Annotated in this window: 15 protein-coding genes; all 15 read right to left on the reverse strand. The window is 62.3% G+C overall.

What is annotated here, in order from left to right:
• Positions 1-56: 56 nt before the first annotated feature.
• Positions 57-821 (reverse strand): malonate transporter subunit MadM, encoded by a 765-nt coding sequence (gene madM, locus HU811_RS16025; RefSeq protein WP_092401675.1) that lies wholly within the window; start codon positions 819-821, stop codon positions 57-59.
• Positions 822-826: 5 nt separating this feature from the next.
• Positions 827-1,219 carry a malonate transporter subunit MadL gene (gene madL / locus HU811_RS16030; RefSeq protein ID WP_047226951.1) on the reverse strand — a complete coding sequence of 131 codons (393 nt, stop codon included), beginning with the start codon at positions 1,217-1,219 and terminating at the stop codon, positions 827-829.
• A gap of 67 nt (positions 1,220-1,286) precedes the next feature.
• Positions 1,287-2,207, reverse strand: a complete 921-nt coding sequence (gene mdcH / locus HU811_RS16035) for a malonate decarboxylase subunit epsilon (protein WP_092401526.1) — start codon at positions 2,205-2,207, stop codon at positions 1,287-1,289.
• The gene (locus tag HU811_RS16040; RefSeq protein ID WP_177193378.1) at positions 2,204-2,827 is read right to left on the reverse strand and encodes a malonate decarboxylase holo-ACP synthase; all 624 of its coding nucleotides are present in this window, start codon (positions 2,825-2,827) and stop codon (positions 2,204-2,206) included. Before HU811_RS16040 ends, mdcH begins: the two co-directional genes overlap by 4 nt.
• Positions 2,821-3,624: a biotin-independent malonate decarboxylase subunit gamma gene (mdcE, locus tag HU811_RS16045; protein ID WP_092401523.1), complete on the reverse strand. Its 804-nt coding sequence runs from the start codon at positions 3,622-3,624 to the stop codon at positions 2,821-2,823. The genes HU811_RS16040 and mdcE overlap by 7 nt, the downstream gene beginning before the upstream one ends.
• Entirely contained in the window at positions 3,621-4,472 is an 852-nt protein-coding gene (locus HU811_RS16050; protein WP_092401520.1) for a biotin-independent malonate decarboxylase subunit beta, read from the reverse strand. Before HU811_RS16050 ends, mdcE begins: the two co-directional genes overlap by 4 nt.
• A complete protein-coding gene (locus HU811_RS16055; protein ID WP_047226946.1) occupies positions 4,465-4,764 on the reverse strand; it encodes a malonate decarboxylase subunit delta in 300 nt (99 codons plus the stop codon). The genes HU811_RS16050 and HU811_RS16055 overlap by 8 nt, the downstream gene beginning before the upstream one ends.
• Positions 4,764-5,639, reverse strand: coding sequence for a triphosphoribosyl-dephospho-CoA synthase (locus HU811_RS16060; protein WP_186656898.1), 876 nt, complete (start codon positions 5,637-5,639; stop codon positions 4,764-4,766). The genes HU811_RS16055 and HU811_RS16060 overlap by 1 nt, the downstream gene beginning before the upstream one ends.
• Positions 5,640-7,310, reverse strand: a complete 1,671-nt coding sequence (gene mdcA, locus HU811_RS16065) for a malonate decarboxylase subunit alpha (RefSeq protein WP_186656899.1) — start codon at positions 7,308-7,310, stop codon at positions 5,640-5,642.
• Positions 7,311-7,576: 266 nt separating this feature from the next.
• Complete coding sequence (gene mdoH / locus HU811_RS16070; RefSeq protein WP_186656902.1) at positions 7,577-10,147, reverse strand: glucans biosynthesis glucosyltransferase MdoH; 2,571 nt, start codon at positions 10,145-10,147, stop codon at positions 7,577-7,579.
• The gene (locus HU811_RS16075; protein WP_189674127.1) at positions 10,140-11,879 is read right to left on the reverse strand and encodes a glucan biosynthesis protein G; all 1,740 of its coding nucleotides are present in this window, start codon (positions 11,877-11,879) and stop codon (positions 10,140-10,142) included. Before HU811_RS16075 ends, mdoH begins: the two co-directional genes overlap by 8 nt.
• Before the next feature lie 350 nt (positions 11,880-12,229).
• Entirely contained in the window at positions 12,230-12,667 is a 438-nt protein-coding gene (gene dtd / locus HU811_RS16080; RefSeq protein ID WP_092401508.1) for a D-aminoacyl-tRNA deacylase, read from the reverse strand.
• Complete coding sequence (gene pip / locus HU811_RS16085) at positions 12,664-13,635, reverse strand: prolyl aminopeptidase (protein ID WP_092401505.1); 972 nt, start codon at positions 13,633-13,635, stop codon at positions 12,664-12,666. The genes dtd and pip overlap by 4 nt, the downstream gene beginning before the upstream one ends.
• A 105-nt stretch (positions 13,636-13,740) precedes the next feature.
• A complete protein-coding gene (locus HU811_RS16090; protein WP_186656905.1) occupies positions 13,741-14,655 on the reverse strand; it encodes an alpha/beta hydrolase in 915 nt (304 codons plus the stop codon).
• A gap of 163 nt (positions 14,656-14,818) precedes the next feature.
• Entirely contained in the window at positions 14,819-15,766 is a 948-nt protein-coding gene (locus tag HU811_RS16095) for a choline ABC transporter substrate-binding protein (protein WP_186656904.1), read from the reverse strand.
• Positions 15,767-15,937 lie beyond the last annotated feature (171 nt).

Raw genomic sequence — 15,937 nt, forward strand, 5'->3', positions numbered from 1 at the left:
TGTGGGAGCGAGCCTGCTCGCGATGAGGACAGCCCGCTCAGCGAAGATTCAAAGCCTTACCCCAACAACCCCCGCATGATCAGATACAACAGCGAAGGCCCGAGCAAACACCCGAGCGCGGTATAGAACGCCGCCGTCAGGCAACCATACGGCACCAGTTTCGGATCGGTGGCCGCCAGGCCGCCGGCCACGCCGCTGGAAGTGCCCATCAACCCGCCAAAGATCACCGCACTGCGCGGATTGTTAAGACCAATCAAAGGTGCCACGAACGGCGTCGCCACCATCACCAGGATCGCTTTGATCAAACCGGCGGCGATGGACAGCGCCATCACCTCGGAACTGGCACCGATCGCCGCACCAGTCACCGGCCCGACGATGTAGGTCACTGCCCCAGCGCCGATGGTGGTCAGGCTCACCGCATCGGTGTAACCGAAGGCCATCGCCACGCCGACACCGGCGATGAACGAGGTGGCCACCCCGACGAACAGGGCCAGTACCCCGACGTAACCCGCGCGCTTGAGTTCCTCGACACTCACCCCAAACGCCGTGGCGACAATGGCAAAGTCCCGCAGCATGGCGCCGCCCAGCAGGCCGATACCCGAGAGCAGCGGAATGTCGACTACACCCTTCTGCCCGCCGGTCATCGCACCGCCGATATACGACAGCACTAACCCCAGAAGAATCGCGATGGCCGAACCGTGCAGGCGACCCTTAGTGAACGTGTCGCTGATCCAGTACGACACCCACATGGTGATGCCGACAATCGCAAAGCCACTGAGCAGACCGTAGCCGGTGATCACTTTCATCAATGATTCGTACATGGCAATCACCCAACCGTCTTAGCGGAAACATCGGTTTCAGGCCCTTTGTTGCCGATGCGCACCAGTACCGGCACCATCGCAAAGGCAATCACCACCGCCAGGGTCCCGGCCAGAATCGCCATTGGCCCGCCCTTGAGCGCGCCATAGACGTTTTGCTGAGCGGCCATCGCGACCACGATGGGAATGTAGATCGCACTCCAGAATTCCACGCCGGCTTCGGACTTGCCCTTGAACAGGCCGCGTTTGCTCAGGTAACTGCCCAGGCCGATCAACAGCAGCATCGCAATGCCGACACCGCCGACGTTGGCCGGCACGCCGATCAGTTTGCCCAGCAGCTCACCGATGAAAATACCCGCCAGGGTACAAAAGGCCAAAAACGCCACACCGTAAATAATCATTGTTGTAGTCCTCAAAGTGCATCGTCGAAGTTGTTGTTTTTGTGCTTCGCCAGCTTGAGTCGGTGGTTTAGGGTCGGCGGCGTCCCTCCTCTCTGAGCAGCGTCTGCAAGGTGTCCAGGCGCGCACCGTCGAAAGCGATGACGGTGCCCTGCTCGAACACCCGGCGCGCCAGTCCCGTCAGAACCGCACCGGGCGGCAGTTCGATCTGTAACCGCACGCCTCGCTCGTAGGCGCTTTGCACCGTGCCGCGCCAATCCACCACACGGCACATGTTGAAAGCCAGGTCCTCACGCAAGGCGTCGGTGTTCACCACGGGCCGGGCACGACTGCCGCTCAGATAACCCAAAGCGGGCGCTTTCAACGGCACCTCGGCAAACGCCTGGGCCAGTGCCCGGGCCGGGGCCTCCAGCAACGGACAGTGGGACGGGACGCTTACCGCCAGCCGACACGCTTTCGCGGCGCCCTGGCTGCGTGCCTTCTCGGCGACGATGCCCATGGCCTCGTCACTGCCAGCAATGACCACCTGGTTATCGGCATTGATGTTGGCCAGGTAAACCGGCGTCATGGCGCTGTGCACCTGCGCGAGCAACACCTCCACTGTCGCCAGCTCAAGGCCGATTATCGCCGTCATGCCATAGCCTCGCGGATACGCCTGCTGCATCAGTTCGCCCCGCAGGCTGACCAGCCGCAATGCATCATCAAACTCCAGTGCACCGGCCACCACCGCCGCCGGGTACGCGCCAATGGACAGGCCCGCAACGTAATCCGGCACAGGTGCCTGTTCCAGCAATTGCCGGGCTGCCGCGACACCCGCGATCAACAGACACAGTTGCACGGCTCGGGTCGATTGCAACGCCTCGGTGCTGTCCAACTGTCGTACGTTTTCGCCCAGCACTTCACCGGCCTGTTCCAGCAGTTGCGGCGACACGCCCTGGAGCATGCCCGCCCGCTGCGCACCCTGGCCGGGGAATACCAAGAGGCTGCTCACGCCACTTGCTCCAGCGACGGTTGCCACGGATCGGTCACCAGACGTGCCTGACGATTATCCTTGAGCAACACCCGTCGCGCCGAGCCGGCCCACTCGCGCAGGGCAACAGCGCCGAAGGGGGTTTGCAGTTGCATATCCACGGCGCACGTCGAACCGTCCAGTTGCGCCAACAAATCCCGGGCCTCAATACGATCCAGCGGCTGCGGTGTGCGCAGGATCAAATCCAGGTCACTGCGCGCATGCAGCGCCTCGATGCCACTGGCCAGTTCAAATCCGGCGCTGCCGCTGACACCCCAGATCCAGCCGCTGGCATCCAGCATCGGCCGCAATTGCGCGAGCGCCTGCAACGCCGGCACGTCACGGCGCAATGCGACATGGCAAAGCTCCTCGGGGCGCACCCGGCGCTGGATCGCCGCCACCGGCATCGACGTGGCATAACGCTGTTCCCGCGAAACTCCCCGCACACCCACGGCAATGTGTCCCGGCGCGGTGATCGCTCGCCGCACCACCACCGGTTGCCCAAGGCTGAGGGAGTCAATGACCCACGCCGGCGCATCCGCAGGCAACGGCTGTGGAGTCATCCCCCACAGCAGGTCGTGGGCCAGAAAGGTACTCACCACTGTGCTCTCAACAATTGGCGAACAGTGCTGGAAGCCGCACGATGCGTCGCCCCGAGGCGGCTGCTCAAGTCCCGAGGCGCGTCTGCCACTTCGTTGATCGCCTGTTGCAGACAATCTCTGACCCGTGCCAGATCCGCCGCGTTTGGCTGCTCGATCTGCTCCACCGACAGGGTTTCCCACAGCAAACCGAGGCTGGCGAAACTGTCGATGTCATAGGCCATCGGCGGCACGCTGGCGGCCAGGGCCTCAAGCTCTTCGACGCTGCGCAGGGTCACCCGCGCCGCCGAGGCTTTGCCCATGGCGTGGACCATCACACCCGGGTCGCGCAAAGCGATCAACCGGTTGGCCTGATAACCGTGGGCCAGGAACGCCCCGGACATGGCCTTGCCCACCAGCAAACCGATCACCGGATGCCCGGCCAGCCGCGCTCGGGCATAACTGTCCGCCGCACCGGCCAAGGCCTGATGAATACCCAGGGCTTCTTCACGACGACCATAGGCCTGGCTCGGCACATCGACGATGGCAATCAGCGCGCGCTTGTGGGGGGCATCGCGGTCGGCATCGATAGCCTCGTCCACGGCTTTGGCCAGGCCCCAACCTTCGAGCAAACCGACTTCGCCGTTGCGAGCACGGGGAAAGCGACTGTCGGGATCCGCCACCACCGCCAGCAGGCGCACGTTTTGCTCGCCCAGGGTGACGTCAGCAACTTTCAACGAAGCCGGCAAGCCTTCCAATGGCGTGGCGTTGCCACTCAAGGCCTCGAACCAGCGCAAGCCTCTCAACGAATACGAATTCATGGGCGTTCTCCCTGATACAACTGGCGAACCGCGGCCGGTTCGATTTGCACTTCAGTGTCCAGTCGGGCCAAACGTTGCAGGAACACCTCGGCCTGACCGCTGCGATGCTGGGCGGGTACGCCCAAGTGCAACAACTGGCTGACGTGCTCGCGGATCTGCGCCACGTCATCGGCCACATAGCGGTCCACCAACCCGGTGGCGAAGCGTTGCTCACCGCCGGTCAGGCTCCAGATGAACGGCCGATCACGGGAATCGTACTCGTCGATCCCGGCCTCCTGCTCGATCACTTGCGGACCGTTCAGGCCCAGCCGCGCTTCCTGGGTCACCAGCAGATAGCTGCACAGTCCGGCGGCGATGGACATACCGCCAAAACAACCGACGCTGCCGGCCACCACACCGATGACGGGCTGGTACTGGCGCAGGTCGACAATCGCCGAATGAATCTCGGCAATCGCCGCCAGCCCCAGATTGGCCTCCTGCAGACGCACGCCGCCGGTTTCCAGCAGCAACACGGCGCGGGTCGGGATGCCTTTGCGGTTGTCCTCGGCGGCCAGCTCCAGCGCTCCGGCAATCTTCGCCCCGCCGACTTCGCCAAGACTGCCGCCCTGGAACGCGCCTTCGATGGCCGCGATCACCACCGGCAGGCCATCGAGCAAGCCCTTGGCGATCACCACACCGTCGTCGCTTTGCGGCACCACGCCCTGACGCAGCAGCCAGGGCGACATGATTCGCTGGAAGGGGTCGAGCAGTTCACGGAACGAACCGTTATCCAGCAAGGCTTTGGCCCGTTGCCGGGCACCCAGCTCGACAAAGCTGTGTTTGTTGAGCAACGCTGCGCTGTCAGTCATGGCCGATCTCCTCGAAGCCCTGTTCCAGGCGCAACCGCACCACACCAGGGGTGGCACCGAAATCATGGATGTCGATCGCCAGGGCCGGCGGCATCTGGCCGTCGAACATGCGGGCGAACAGATGTTGCCAGCGTTGTTCACTGCCGTTGACCGAGGTCTGCACCTGAATGGTCAACTTGCCCGCCAGGCCCGGCTCGATCAGCACTTCCAGGTCACCCGAGCCGACGCAGCCCACCAGCGCCCGGCCCCGTGGCGGCTGCCCGGCGGGAAATTCAAAGGATAAGGTTTGCATCAGCACACTCCTGGGAAGAGGCCATCGCCGCGCTCGATTCGGTCGAGGAACAGGCAGGCGGCGAGCAAATCGGCAGCGCCACCGGGCGAGGCGTTCATGGCAATCAATTGTTGGTCCAGCGCATGCAACTGGCGACGACCGCCCAGGCTGGCGCTGCCACCGGCGTCGAGCACCGCTTTGGCGCCGTGCTGCATGGCCTGCAGACCGGGCTCACCAGCGCGGTAGAGCACGCAGGTGTCGGCCAACGTTGTCATGATCGCCAGCAAAGCATCGAGCCGGGCATTCTGTTCGCCCGCCCCCGCCGCGCGACTGCGCTTGAGTTGTGGCAGGCCCAGGCCGGTGACGGCCGGGAATGCCAGCTGTGCTTCTTCCCGGGCGCCTCGCACGCCATAGCGTTGAGCCACTTGGGCGCCATGGCTGAAGGGATTGGGTGCGTAGCGATCGTTGAGCAAGGCCAGCCGCGCGGCACGTAAAGTGACGGCGCTGGCGACGCTGGATTCAGGTTCCAGTGCGGCCGCAGCCACCAACAGACCCAAAGCCCAGATCGCGCCACGGTGGGTGTTCACACCGTCGGTGGTAGCGAGCATCGCCGCTTCCCCTTCACGGCCGATCCGCCCAAGAGCTTCGCGCAACGGCAGGCCGATCTCGCCGTATTCAAGGGCGGCGTCGGCCATTTCCTTGAATGCCGGCCACAGCGACAATGCCGAAGCGTGCATCAGACCCAGGTGCAGATCGGTGTGGGCGCCATTGCCGCGCCGATCCACCAAGGCCGGTTTGGGTGACAGGTCGGCTTCGTCGATCAGCGCGTCCACCGCCATATCCGCCAAGCGCTCGGCCAAGGACAATTTTTTCGGTTGCAGGTTGAAGGCGTGCATTTACCAACTCCTGAACTTGGCGGGCGGGTTGTAGAGGCCACCGGACCACTCCACCAGATCAGCCACGCTCTTGGCGGCGAGCAACTCGCGGGTGGCGTCAGTGCGACGAATGCCGAGGTCTTCAGGCAGGGCAATCAAGCCTTCGCGGCGCATACGGGCAGTGTCTTTCGGGTTATGGCGCAAACCGATTGCAGTGACCCCGGCCACGGCGGCGATCATTGCCTGGCGCTCCTCCAGAGAACGAGCCTTGTACAGGTAAGCGATGCCCTCTTCGGTGAGCAGGTGGGTGACGTCGTCGCCGTAGATCATGATCGGTGCCAGGGGCATGCCGGCTTTTTTCGCCACCTCCACTGCGTCGAGGGTTTCGACGAAGGTGGGTTTGCCGCCCTCCTGGAAGGTCTCGACCATCTGCACCACCAGTTTCTTGCCCCGCTCAAGCAGCGGCGCCTCACCATCGCCGTGGCGCATGTCGAGCCAGGCCGGTGTGCCGTGACGGCGACCGCGCGGGTCATGGCCCATGTTCGGCGCACCGCCGAAACCGGCCAGTCTGCCACGGGTTACCGTCGAAGAATGTCCGTCGCCGTCCACCTGCAAAGTGGCGCCGATAAATAGGTCCACCGCGTATTGCCCGGCCAGTTGGCAGACCATGCGGTTGGAGCGCAGCGAACCGTCATGACCGGTGAAGAACACGTCCGGCCGCGCGGCAATGTAGTTTTCCATGCCCAGTTCGGTGCCAAAGCAATGCACGCTTTCGACCCAGCCGCTTTCGATGGCCGGGATCAGGGTTGGATGGGGATTGAGGGTCCAGTTACGGCAGATCTTGCCCTTCAAACCCAGGGACTCGCCGTAGGTTGGCAGGATCAGCTCGATGGCGGCGGTGTTGAAGCCGATGCCGTGATTGAGCGACTGGACGTTGTGTTTCTCGTAGATCCCGCGGATCGCCATCATCGCCATCAACACATGCACCGGCTTGATGTGGCGCGGGTCGCGGGTGAACAGCGGTTCGATGTAGAACGGCTTGTCGGCCACCACCACAAAATCGACCCAGGATGCCGGGATATCAACCCTCGGCAGGTCGCTGACGTCGTCCACCAACTGGTTGACCTGGACAATGACAATCCCGTCGCTGAACGCCGCCGGCTCAATCAGCGCAGGGGTGTCTTCGGTACTGGGGCCGGTGTAGATATTGCCAGCACGGTCGGCCATGAACCCGGCCGAGAGCACCACGTTGGGAATCAGGTCCACCACCAGCCGGGCATAGAGCTCGATGTAGGTGTGGATCGCGCCGATCTCCAGCAGGCCATCTTCGAGCAACTGGCTGATGCGCAGGCTCTGGGTGCCGGCGAAGGAAAAATCCAGCTTGCGGGCAATGCCGCGTTCGAACAGGTCCAGGTGTTCGGAGCGGCCGACGCTGGGCATGATCATGTGCAGGTCGTGCAGCTTCGCCGGGTCGACTTTGGCCAGAGAGCGCGATAGAAAATCCGCCTGCTTCTGGTTATTGCCTTCCAGCACCACGCGATCGCCCGGAAGGATCAACGCCTCCAGCGCCGCAACGATCTTGTCGGTGGGCAACACCACACCGTCGGCAAGCCCCTTCACCAGCTCGAGACGCCGCTGCTTTTCGCAACGCCGCCGCGTCCAGCGCGAGTCGGGGGATATTGTTGTTGTCATGACCACTCCACGGGTTCGCTGTCGTGGGGGCTACCTTAGGAGCGTCAGGATCAGGACATCAATCAAGCTCAGCGGCGGATCGTTACGCTTGGCGTAATGGTTGAACGCAGTCCTGTGGAAGCAAGCGTTGCTCCCACAGGTCCTGGCGAATCGATGCTGGACAAAGTCCATACACAACCCTGACCTCACCACGGGCGGTATTCGCATACTCAAACAGCCCCCAACAAAAAGCCCCGCTTCCTTTCAGAAGCGGGGCTTTTTGCGTGTCAGGCCAGTTGAGGCTGTGCGCTCATGGGCTGAAGCGGCAGTAGCGGAGCGTGGGGATCGGCCTTGACCGATGCACGCCACGCCGCCAACCATTCGCTATGCCCCTCGCTCCAGACCTGCTCATGCAGGCGGGACAGGGTCACCGGGTCGCTCAGCAGCGCCAGTCGCTCGCTGTTGTTCAGGCCCGCCGGGCCGACCTTGAGCGCGTGACGAACCCGTTCGATCCGCAGCCATTCGATCGGCTCGGCCTGGCCGTGACGCGATGTGGCCAGGGCAAAGGCCAGGGCGTTCTGTTGCGGATCGACCACTGCGCGGATGAAACCGTCGTTCAGCGCGTGCCAACGGTTTTCATGGGTGTACTGGTCGGTCGACAGCAGTTCCTGTGGCGGTGCGTATTCCTCAGGGATCAGGAACAGGCTTTCATCGCGGGACTTCAAGCCAAGGCCCACTCGGCTGGAGATCACCGACACCGGAATCGACAGCATCAGCGAACCGACGATCGGCACCAGCCACCACAAAAAGCTCGGGTTCAGCCAGATCACCAGCAAGGCCCAGAAGAAGCCCAGCAGGGTTTGCGGGCCGTGGCGCTTGACGGCTTCGCTCCAGGGCGTGGAGTCGTCGTCACGTTTGGGCGAGTTCCAGGTAGCGGCCCAGCCCAGGAAGGCGGCGAGCACGAAGCGGGTGTGGAAAATCATCCGCACCGGCGCCAGCAGCATGGAGAACAACATCTCCAGCAACATCGACATCGTTACCTTGAACTTGCCACCAAACTCTTTCGCGCCCTTGGCCCAGATCAGGATGATGCTCAGCAGCTTAGGCAGGAACAGCAACACGATGGTGGTGGAGAACAGCGCGATGGCTTTTTCCGGATGCCACTGCGGCCACAACGGGTACAGTTGGCGTGGCTCGAGGAAGTATTGCGGCTCCATCAGCGTGTTCACCGCCAGCAGCGCGGTGGATAGCACCAGGAAGAAGAACCACAGCGGTGCCGACAGATAGGACATCACGCCGGTCAGGAATACCGCGCGATGCACCGGGTGCATGCCCTTGACCAGGAACAGCCGGAAGTTCATCAGGTTACCGTGGCACCAGCGACGGTCACGCTTGAGTTCGTCCAACAGGTTGGGCGGCAACTCTTCATAGCTGCCCGGCAAATCGTAGGCAATCCAGACGCCCCAGCCGGCACGGCGCATCAGCGCGGCTTCGACGAAGTCGTGGGACAGGATCGCCCCGGCGAACGCCCCTTTACCGGGCAACGGCGCCAGGGCGCAGTGCTCGATGAACGGCTTCATGCGGATGATCGCGTTGTGACCCCAGTAGTGGGATTCCCCCAACTGCCAGAAGTGCAGGCCGGCGGTGAACAGCGGACCGTACACCCGGGTGGCGAATTGCTGCATGCGCGCATACAGCGTGTCCATGCCCGAGGCGCGTGGCGCGGTCTGGATGATGCCGGCATCCGGCGTGGCTTCCATCAGGCGCACCAGGCTGGTCAGGCACTCGCCACTCATGACGCTGTCGGCGTCGAGCACGACCATGTATTTGTAGTCACTGCCCCAGCGACGGCAGAAGTCGTCGAGGTTACCGCTCTTGCGTTTGACGCGACGACGACGGCGGCGATAGAAAATCTTGCCAAAACCCCCGGCTTCACGGCAGACATCCAGCCAGGCTTGCTGCTCGGCGACGCAGATATCGGTTTCGTTACTGTCGCTGAGTACGAAGAAGTCGAAACGATCCAGGTCCCCGGTGGCCACCACCGACTCGAACGTGGCACGCAAACCGGCGAACACTCGTGGCACATCCTCGTTGCAGATCGGCATCACCAGCGCGGTGCGGGCGTCCTTGGGAATCGGCTCGTTGCCAGCACTGGCACCGGAGATGCGGTACTTGTCGTGACCGGTGAGTAGCTCGAGAAACCCCATCAGCGCCGTCCAGAAGCCGGCCGATACCCAGCAGAACAGGATCCCGAACAGAATCAGGATGCTGGTCTGCAATGCATAGGGCAGTACCTGGGTGGCGGTCTGCAACAGCGGCTGGTGCAGGACTTCGTCCAGGTCCACCAACGACCAGCCCTGGTACGGCATGATGCCCTTCATGTACCAACCGGCGACGATGGTCTGGCCGAGCATCAGGATCAGCAGGATATAGCGACGGATCGAACCCACGGTGCGCCAGCGTGCGTGCGGCAACACGCGCTCATCCTTGGGCGGCTTCGGCGGGTTGGTGCGACCTGTCAGGCGACGCCAGGCGCGCACCAGGATATTGGTGCGCCACGGCTCCGGTACCACCTTGGTCCGACGAATCGGCGGCGTGGCTTTGAGACAGACACGCCCGCTGGCGTCGAGCGCCAGCATTTCGGCGTCTTCGAGTTCTTCGGCGGTGCTCAGGGTCAGCCGACGGCCCACCGAGGCTTGCGCCGCTTCGGTGGGTGCATCGAAGGCCGACGACGAAAGGCGCTCGTGCAGCTCGCTGAAAGACTTGCAGCCCGCCAGCTCGGCGCGCTGCGCATCGGTCATGGGCAAATGGGCCAGATACTCGCTGAGCGTCTCTGGCTGTACTGGAGTATTACTCATCGGCTGGCAACTGATAGCTCCAGGTCTCGGTCAGGACTTGTTCAGTCGGTTCCGGTTCCTGCGGGGTTGGGGTCGACTCAGCGGCAGTGGACGCGCTATCGGCCTTGGCTTCTTTTTCCTGCTCTTTTTCCTGCGCGATTTCCTTATCGCTCTGCTGCCTGGCGACCTTGTCAGCCTTGGCAAGGGTCGTGGTCACCGCATGGGACGCGGCCGGCGCTTCAACCGGAACCAGTGGACGGACCAGCGCGGCGCGCATTTCAGTAGACTGTTTCGGGTCTTTGATCTTCAGTCGCAGGGTCAGGCGCCAGCCCTTGGTTTCAGGGTTGTAACGCACATTATTCTCGACGATCTCGCCGTTTTCGCCGACGCTCACCTGACTACGCACTTCGGCGTCTTCCGGCAGGGCTTGCAGGGAAGGACCTTCGAAATCCACCAGATAAGCCACGCTGCCGTCCGGCTGACGGATCAGGTTGGACTGCTTCACGTCACCGGTCGAACGCAGGGTCTGCTTGACCCAGGCGCTGTCCGGCGAATGCAGGTTGGCTTCGTCGAGGGTCCAGTGCAGGCGGTAGGCGAAGTCCAGCGGCTGACCTGGCTCAGGCAGCTTTTCCGGGCTCCAGAACGCAACGATGTTGTCGTTGGTTTCGTCAGCGGTCGGAATTTCAACCAGGTCGACGGAGCCCTTGCCCCAATCGCCTTTCGGTTCGATCCAGGCACTTGGACGCTTGTCGTAGCGGTCATCGAGGTCTTCGTAGTGGCTGAAGTCACGACCGCGCTGCAGCAGGCCGAAACCACGCGGGTTTTCTACCGAGAAGTTGCTTACAGCCAAGTGTTTCGGGTTGTTCAACGGGCGCCAGATCCACTCGCCGTTGCCGGCATGGATCGACAAGCCGCTGGAGTCGTGCAGCTCTCGACGGTAGTTCAGGATCTTGGACGGCTGGTTGGCGCCGAACAGGAACATGCTGGTCAACGGAGCAATGCCCAGCTTGGTGACGCGATCTCGCAGGAACACGCGCGACTTCACGTCGACAACAGTGTCGGTACCCGGACGCAGGATCATGCGATAGGCGCCGGTAGCCCGTGGCGAATCCAGCAGGGCGAAGATCACCAGGTGCTTATCGGTCGGCTTGGGACGCTGGATCCAGAACTCGCGAAAGCGCGGGAATTCTTCACCCGATGGCAGGGCGGTATCGATGGCCAGGCCACGGGCGGACAAGCCATAAACCTGACCCTTGCCGATGACGCGGAAGTAGCTCGCGCCCAGCATGGTCATGATTTCGTCTTGCTTGTCGGCCTTGTTGATCGGGTACAGCACGCGAAAACCCGCGTAGCCCAGTTTCTCCGTGGACTTGGGATCGAACTTGACGTCACCGAAATCGAAGCGCGTCGGGTCATACTTGATTTCATCGACGGTGGTCGCGGTGATCTCGTTGATCTTCACCGGCGTGTCGAAATGCATGCCCTGGTGATAGAAGGACAGCCTGAACGGCGTCTTCTGATCGGCCCACTCGGCTTTTTCGGTGCGGAAACGGATTTTTTGATAGTCAGCGAATTTCATTTCGCGAAATTCGTTCGGCAGATTGCTGCGCGGGGCTTCGAATTTTTGCCCGGCCAGTTCTTGAGCCTTCGCCGATACATCATCCAGGCTGAATGCCCACAGTTGGCCCGCGCCAAACAGGCACAGCAGGGCCGAGCCCGCTACCAGAGCGTTTCTAAACCGTTTGGCAGTCATTTTTGGTGCATTACAGGGACTAACAATCACGAGCAACCCTCGCCGAAAACAGATCAAAAAACCAACGGCCAGATAAAGTATCTGCAAGGTATCGGCATTGAAAAACCGCACCTGCAGGCCACTCTTGCCAAGTTGGCGAGCATTGTTCCGACTCCGATGGGACAAAATGATTCCCCAAACGGCCCAGGACAAGTCTCTACCTAAGTCAAATGGACCAGCGAACGCTGGTCCCCCGTAGCGCGCGATTATCTAGTAGCCCGCGTGACAACGCATCAGGGGTAACAAAGTATTTATCGAGAAAACTCCCTGTTTTGCCTCGAAACAGGACCGAAAAGATGTTTCAAACGCTTTCAGACCTGTAACAGGAAGGTTACCGGGCCGTCGTTAACCAGATGCACCTGCATGTCGGCGCCGAATCTACCTGATGCCACAGTGCCATGCACCTGTTTCGCGTGGGCGAGCAGATAGTCAAAGAGCTCCTCGCCCAAGGCCGGAGGTGCGGCCGTCGAAAAGCTCGGGCGCAACCCGCTTTTGGTGTCCGCCGCCAGGGTGAACTGCGACACCAACAGCAAGCCACCGCCGACATCTGCCAGAGACAGGTTCATCTTGCCATCAGCGTCGCTGAACACCCTGTAGTTCAGCAGTTTGTGCAGCAATTTGTCGGCGCTGGCCCGGGTGTCCTCGGGCTCGACCGCGATCAGGACCAGCAGGCCTTGGTCCACCGCGCCAACGACTTCCCCTGCGACCTCGACCCGGGCGCTGCGGACCCGTTGCAACAGCCCCTTCATGCTTCTTCGGGCGGCAGGTCGAGCAGGCGCCGGGCCATCTGCGCAGCGGCACGTACCAACGCATCGGTGATACCTGGCTCCGAGGCAGCGTGGCCGGCGTCGCGGATCACCTGCAGTTCGCTGTTGGGCCAGTTCTGGTGCAGCTCCCAGGCATTGTCCAGCGGGCAGATCACGTCGTAGCGACCGTGCACGATGACGCCCGGCAGATGGGCGATCTTGCCCATGTCACGGATCAACTGGTTGGGTTCGAGAAAAGCGTTGTTGGTGAAGTAATGACACTCGATCCGGGCAATCGACAACGCACGCTGCGGCTCGGAGAAGCGATCGACCACCAGCGGGTTCGGGCGCAGAGTCGCAGTGCGACCTTCCCAGGTCGACCAAGCCTTGGCCGCGTGCATCTGAGCGATCTGGTCATTACCTGTCAGGCGTTTGTGGAAGGCGCCGAGCAGGTCGTCGCGCTCGTCCAGGGGGATCGGCGCGATGTAATCCTGCCAGTAATCGGGGAACAGGCGACTGGCGCCGGCCTGATAGAACCACTCGATTTCCTGCGGACGGCAGAGAAAGATCCCACGCAGAATCAGGCCGTGTACCCGCTCGGGATGAGTCTGGGCGTAAGCCAAGGCCAGGGTCGAGCCCCAGGAGCCGCCAAACAGCACCCATTTTTCGATGCCCAGATGTTTGCGGATGCGTTCCAGGTCTTCGACCAGATCCCAGGTGGTGTTGTTTTCAAGGCTGGCATGAGGGGTGGAGCGGCCACAGCCGCGCTGGTCGAAGGTAACGATGCGGTACAGGTTCGGATCGAAGTAGCGGCGGCTCTGCGCATCGCAACCGGCACCCGGGCCACCGTGAATGAACACCACCGGCAGGCCTTCCGGGGAACCGCTTTCATCGACATAGAGCGTGTGGGTGTCATCGACAGCCAGATCGTGCCGGGCATGAGGTTTGATCTGCGGGTACAAAGTCTGCATTGCGCGCTCCGTAAGGGGTCGAGTCATCCCTGGGGGGACTTCTATTTAATCTGCCGTCCGGCATCATAAACCCGAATTACCCGAATGAGCATGTCCCCTGCACAGTCAAAGCGTGTCAGCCAGATACGCCAGCAGTGTGCGATACATCTGATCGACCTCCGGCACCAGCCCCCGGCCCCGCAGGCAACCATGGACCAGGCCCTCGCCGACATACAAGGAAGAGCTCACCCCGGCGATGTTCAGTCGCTCGCTATAAAGGACGCCGTCGTCGCGCAACGGGTCCCATTGCGCCACGACGACCAGCGCTGGCGGCAGGCCGCTCAGGTCATCGGCGAGCAACGGCATGGCGAGGGAAGACGGTTGAGTGTCGCTCAGATAGAGGGCGTGATAACTGTCCAGATCGCGGCTGCTCAACAGTGGTGCATCGGCACATTCGCGCCGCGAGGGCAGATGGGCCGGGCCACCGAGGGCGGGATAAATCAGCACCTGGGCCCGTGGCAGCGCTTGCCCGGCATCGCGCAAGGCCAGGCACAACGCGGCGGCGAGATTGGCCCCGGCGCTGTCACCGGCCACCAGCCGACGGCGAGGGTCGATGGCAAAAGGGGTGGCCGCCAGGTGATGCCACACCGTGACGCAATCTTCGAAACCCGCCGGAAACGGATGCTCCGGGGCCAACCGATAATCCACCGCCATGACCAGCACGCCAAGGGTCGCGGCCAGTTCCATGCAGATGAAGTCGTGGGAGTCCAGATCCCCCACCACCCAGCCGCCACCGTGCAGATAAAGGATGCATGACCAGCCTTCGGACGGCGGCGCGCTCCGAGGGCAGTAAGCCCGCACGGCCACGCCGGCCACCTCGAAATCCTCGACCGCCAGCGCTTCCGGGCACGGCGGGGTGAAGGCCCGGCACATTTGGCTGTAGGTCTGGCGCTGGCTGGAGAGGCTGTTGTCCGGGCTGTTGAAGCTCAGGGTTTTGTCGATGAAGGCTGACATCGCCTGGGAGAGTGAGTAGGCCATTATGGTTTGCCGTGGATCGCTAAGGTGTAGCTTGGAGGCTTTTGTGGCGAGGGAGCTTGCTCCCGCTGGACTGCGTAGCAGTCCTCGCTTTTTTTGGCGGTTGCTGCGCAACCGAGCGGGAGCAAGCTCCCTCGCCACAAAGTTACTCACTGCCCTCTGGATTGCATCAGTTCTTGAGACTGGCCTGCACCGCCGCCACGCCATCCTTGCCGTCGAAACTGGTGACACCTGCCAGCCACCGCTGCAAATCCTCAGGATGCTCGCGCAACCATTGCCGAGCAACTTCCTGAGGCGTCTTGCGCGCCATGATCGGCACCATCAATTGGCTTTCCTGGGCCGCCGTAAATGTCAGGTTATCCAGCAACCGACTCACATTCGGGCAGCGCTGGGCGTAGTCCGGCGCGGTCACGGTGGAGACCGTCGCTGCGCCTTCGTTCGGGCCGTAGACGTCTTCGCTGCCCGTCAGGTAGGTGATGTTCATATTGATGTTCATCGGGTGCGGGGTCCAGCCGACGAAGACCACGAACTCCTTGCGATTCACCGCCCGCTGCACCGCCGCCAGCATCCCGGCCTCGCCAGACTCGATCAGCTTGAAGTCCTTGAGGCCGAAGTGATTGGTTTCAATCATGGTCTTGATGGTGGTGTTGGCACCGCTGCCCGGCTCGATGCCGTATATTTTTCCGCCGAGCTGCTCCTTGAACCGGGCGATGTCAGCGAACGTCTTGAGGCCCGCTGCGGCCACGTAGTCCGGCACTGCCAGCGTGGCCTGGGCATCGGCAAGACTTGGCTGGTCCAGGACTCTCACCTGGTTGGCCGCCAGGAACGGAGCGATGTTGTTGTCCATCGCTGGTTTCCAGTAGCCCAGGAAGATATCGAGGCGCTTGTCACGGAGGCCGGCGAAGATGATCTGCTGCACGGCGCTGGTCTGTTTGCTTTCATAACCCAGCCCCGTGAGCAACACATCAGCCATGCCACTGGTGGCGATCACGTCGGTCCAGTTGACCACGCCCATGCGCACGGTCTGGCAGGACGTAGGCTCTGCGGCCATTGCCCCGCTGCTCAATATGGCGGTACCGCAGAGGATCGACAGACAGCGTTTGAACAGTCTTTTCATCGGGAAGGTCTCGTGCGGCAGCGATTATTGTAGGTCGGTGTCTTGGTGCACCGTGACCGGAACATTACGCAGCGTCGAGGGGGTGAAGGTGACCTGTGGCGACTCGGTTTTGCACGGTGGCGACAGGTTGTTGCAATGAAGGCTGTTGTGGCGAGGGAGCTTGCTCCCGCT

The sequence above is a fragment of the Pseudomonas tehranensis genome, from assembly GCF_014268615.1.
Classification (GTDB): domain Bacteria; phylum Pseudomonadota; class Gammaproteobacteria; order Pseudomonadales; family Pseudomonadaceae; genus Aquipseudomonas; species Aquipseudomonas tehranensis.

Coding starts and splice junctions, on each gene's coding strand:
- madM (WP_092401675.1), bottom strand. CDS start 821: ATGTACGAATCATTGATGAAAGTGATCACCGGCTACGGTCTGCTCAGT.
- madL (WP_047226951.1), bottom strand. CDS start 1,219: ATGATTATTTACGGTGTGGCGTTTTTGGCCTTTTGTACCCTGGCGGGT.
- mdcE (WP_092401523.1), bottom strand. CDS start 3,624: ATGAATTCGTATTCGTTGAGAGGCTTGCGCTGGTTCGAGGCCTTGAGT.
- HU811_RS16050 (WP_092401520.1), bottom strand. CDS start 4,472: ATGACTGACAGCGCAGCGTTGCTCAACAAACACAGCTTTGTCGAGCTG.
- HU811_RS16055 (WP_047226946.1), bottom strand. CDS start 4,764: ATGCAAACCTTATCCTTTGAATTTCCCGCCGGGCAGCCGCCACGGGGC.
- HU811_RS16060 (WP_186656898.1), bottom strand. CDS start 5,639: ATGCACGCCTTCAACCTGCAACCGAAAAAATTGTCCTTGGCCGAGCGC.
- mdcA (WP_186656899.1), bottom strand. CDS start 7,310: ATGACAACAACAATATCCCCCGACTCGCGCTGGACGCGGCGGCGTTGC.
- mdoH (WP_186656902.1), bottom strand. CDS start 10,147: ATGAGTAATACTCCAGTACAGCCAGAGACGCTCAGCGAGTATCTGGCC.
- HU811_RS16075 (WP_189674127.1), bottom strand. CDS start 11,879: ATGACTGCCAAACGGTTTAGAAACGCTCTGGTAGCGGGCTCGGCCCTG.
- dtd (WP_092401508.1), bottom strand. CDS start 12,667: ATGAAGGGGCTGTTGCAACGGGTCCGCAGCGCCCGGGTCGAGGTCGCA.
- pip (WP_092401505.1), bottom strand. CDS start 13,635: ATGCAGACTTTGTACCCGCAGATCAAACCTCATGCCCGGCACGATCTG.
- HU811_RS16095 (WP_186656904.1), bottom strand. CDS start 15,766: ATGAAAAGACTGTTCAAACGCTGTCTGTCGATCCTCTGCGGTACCGCC.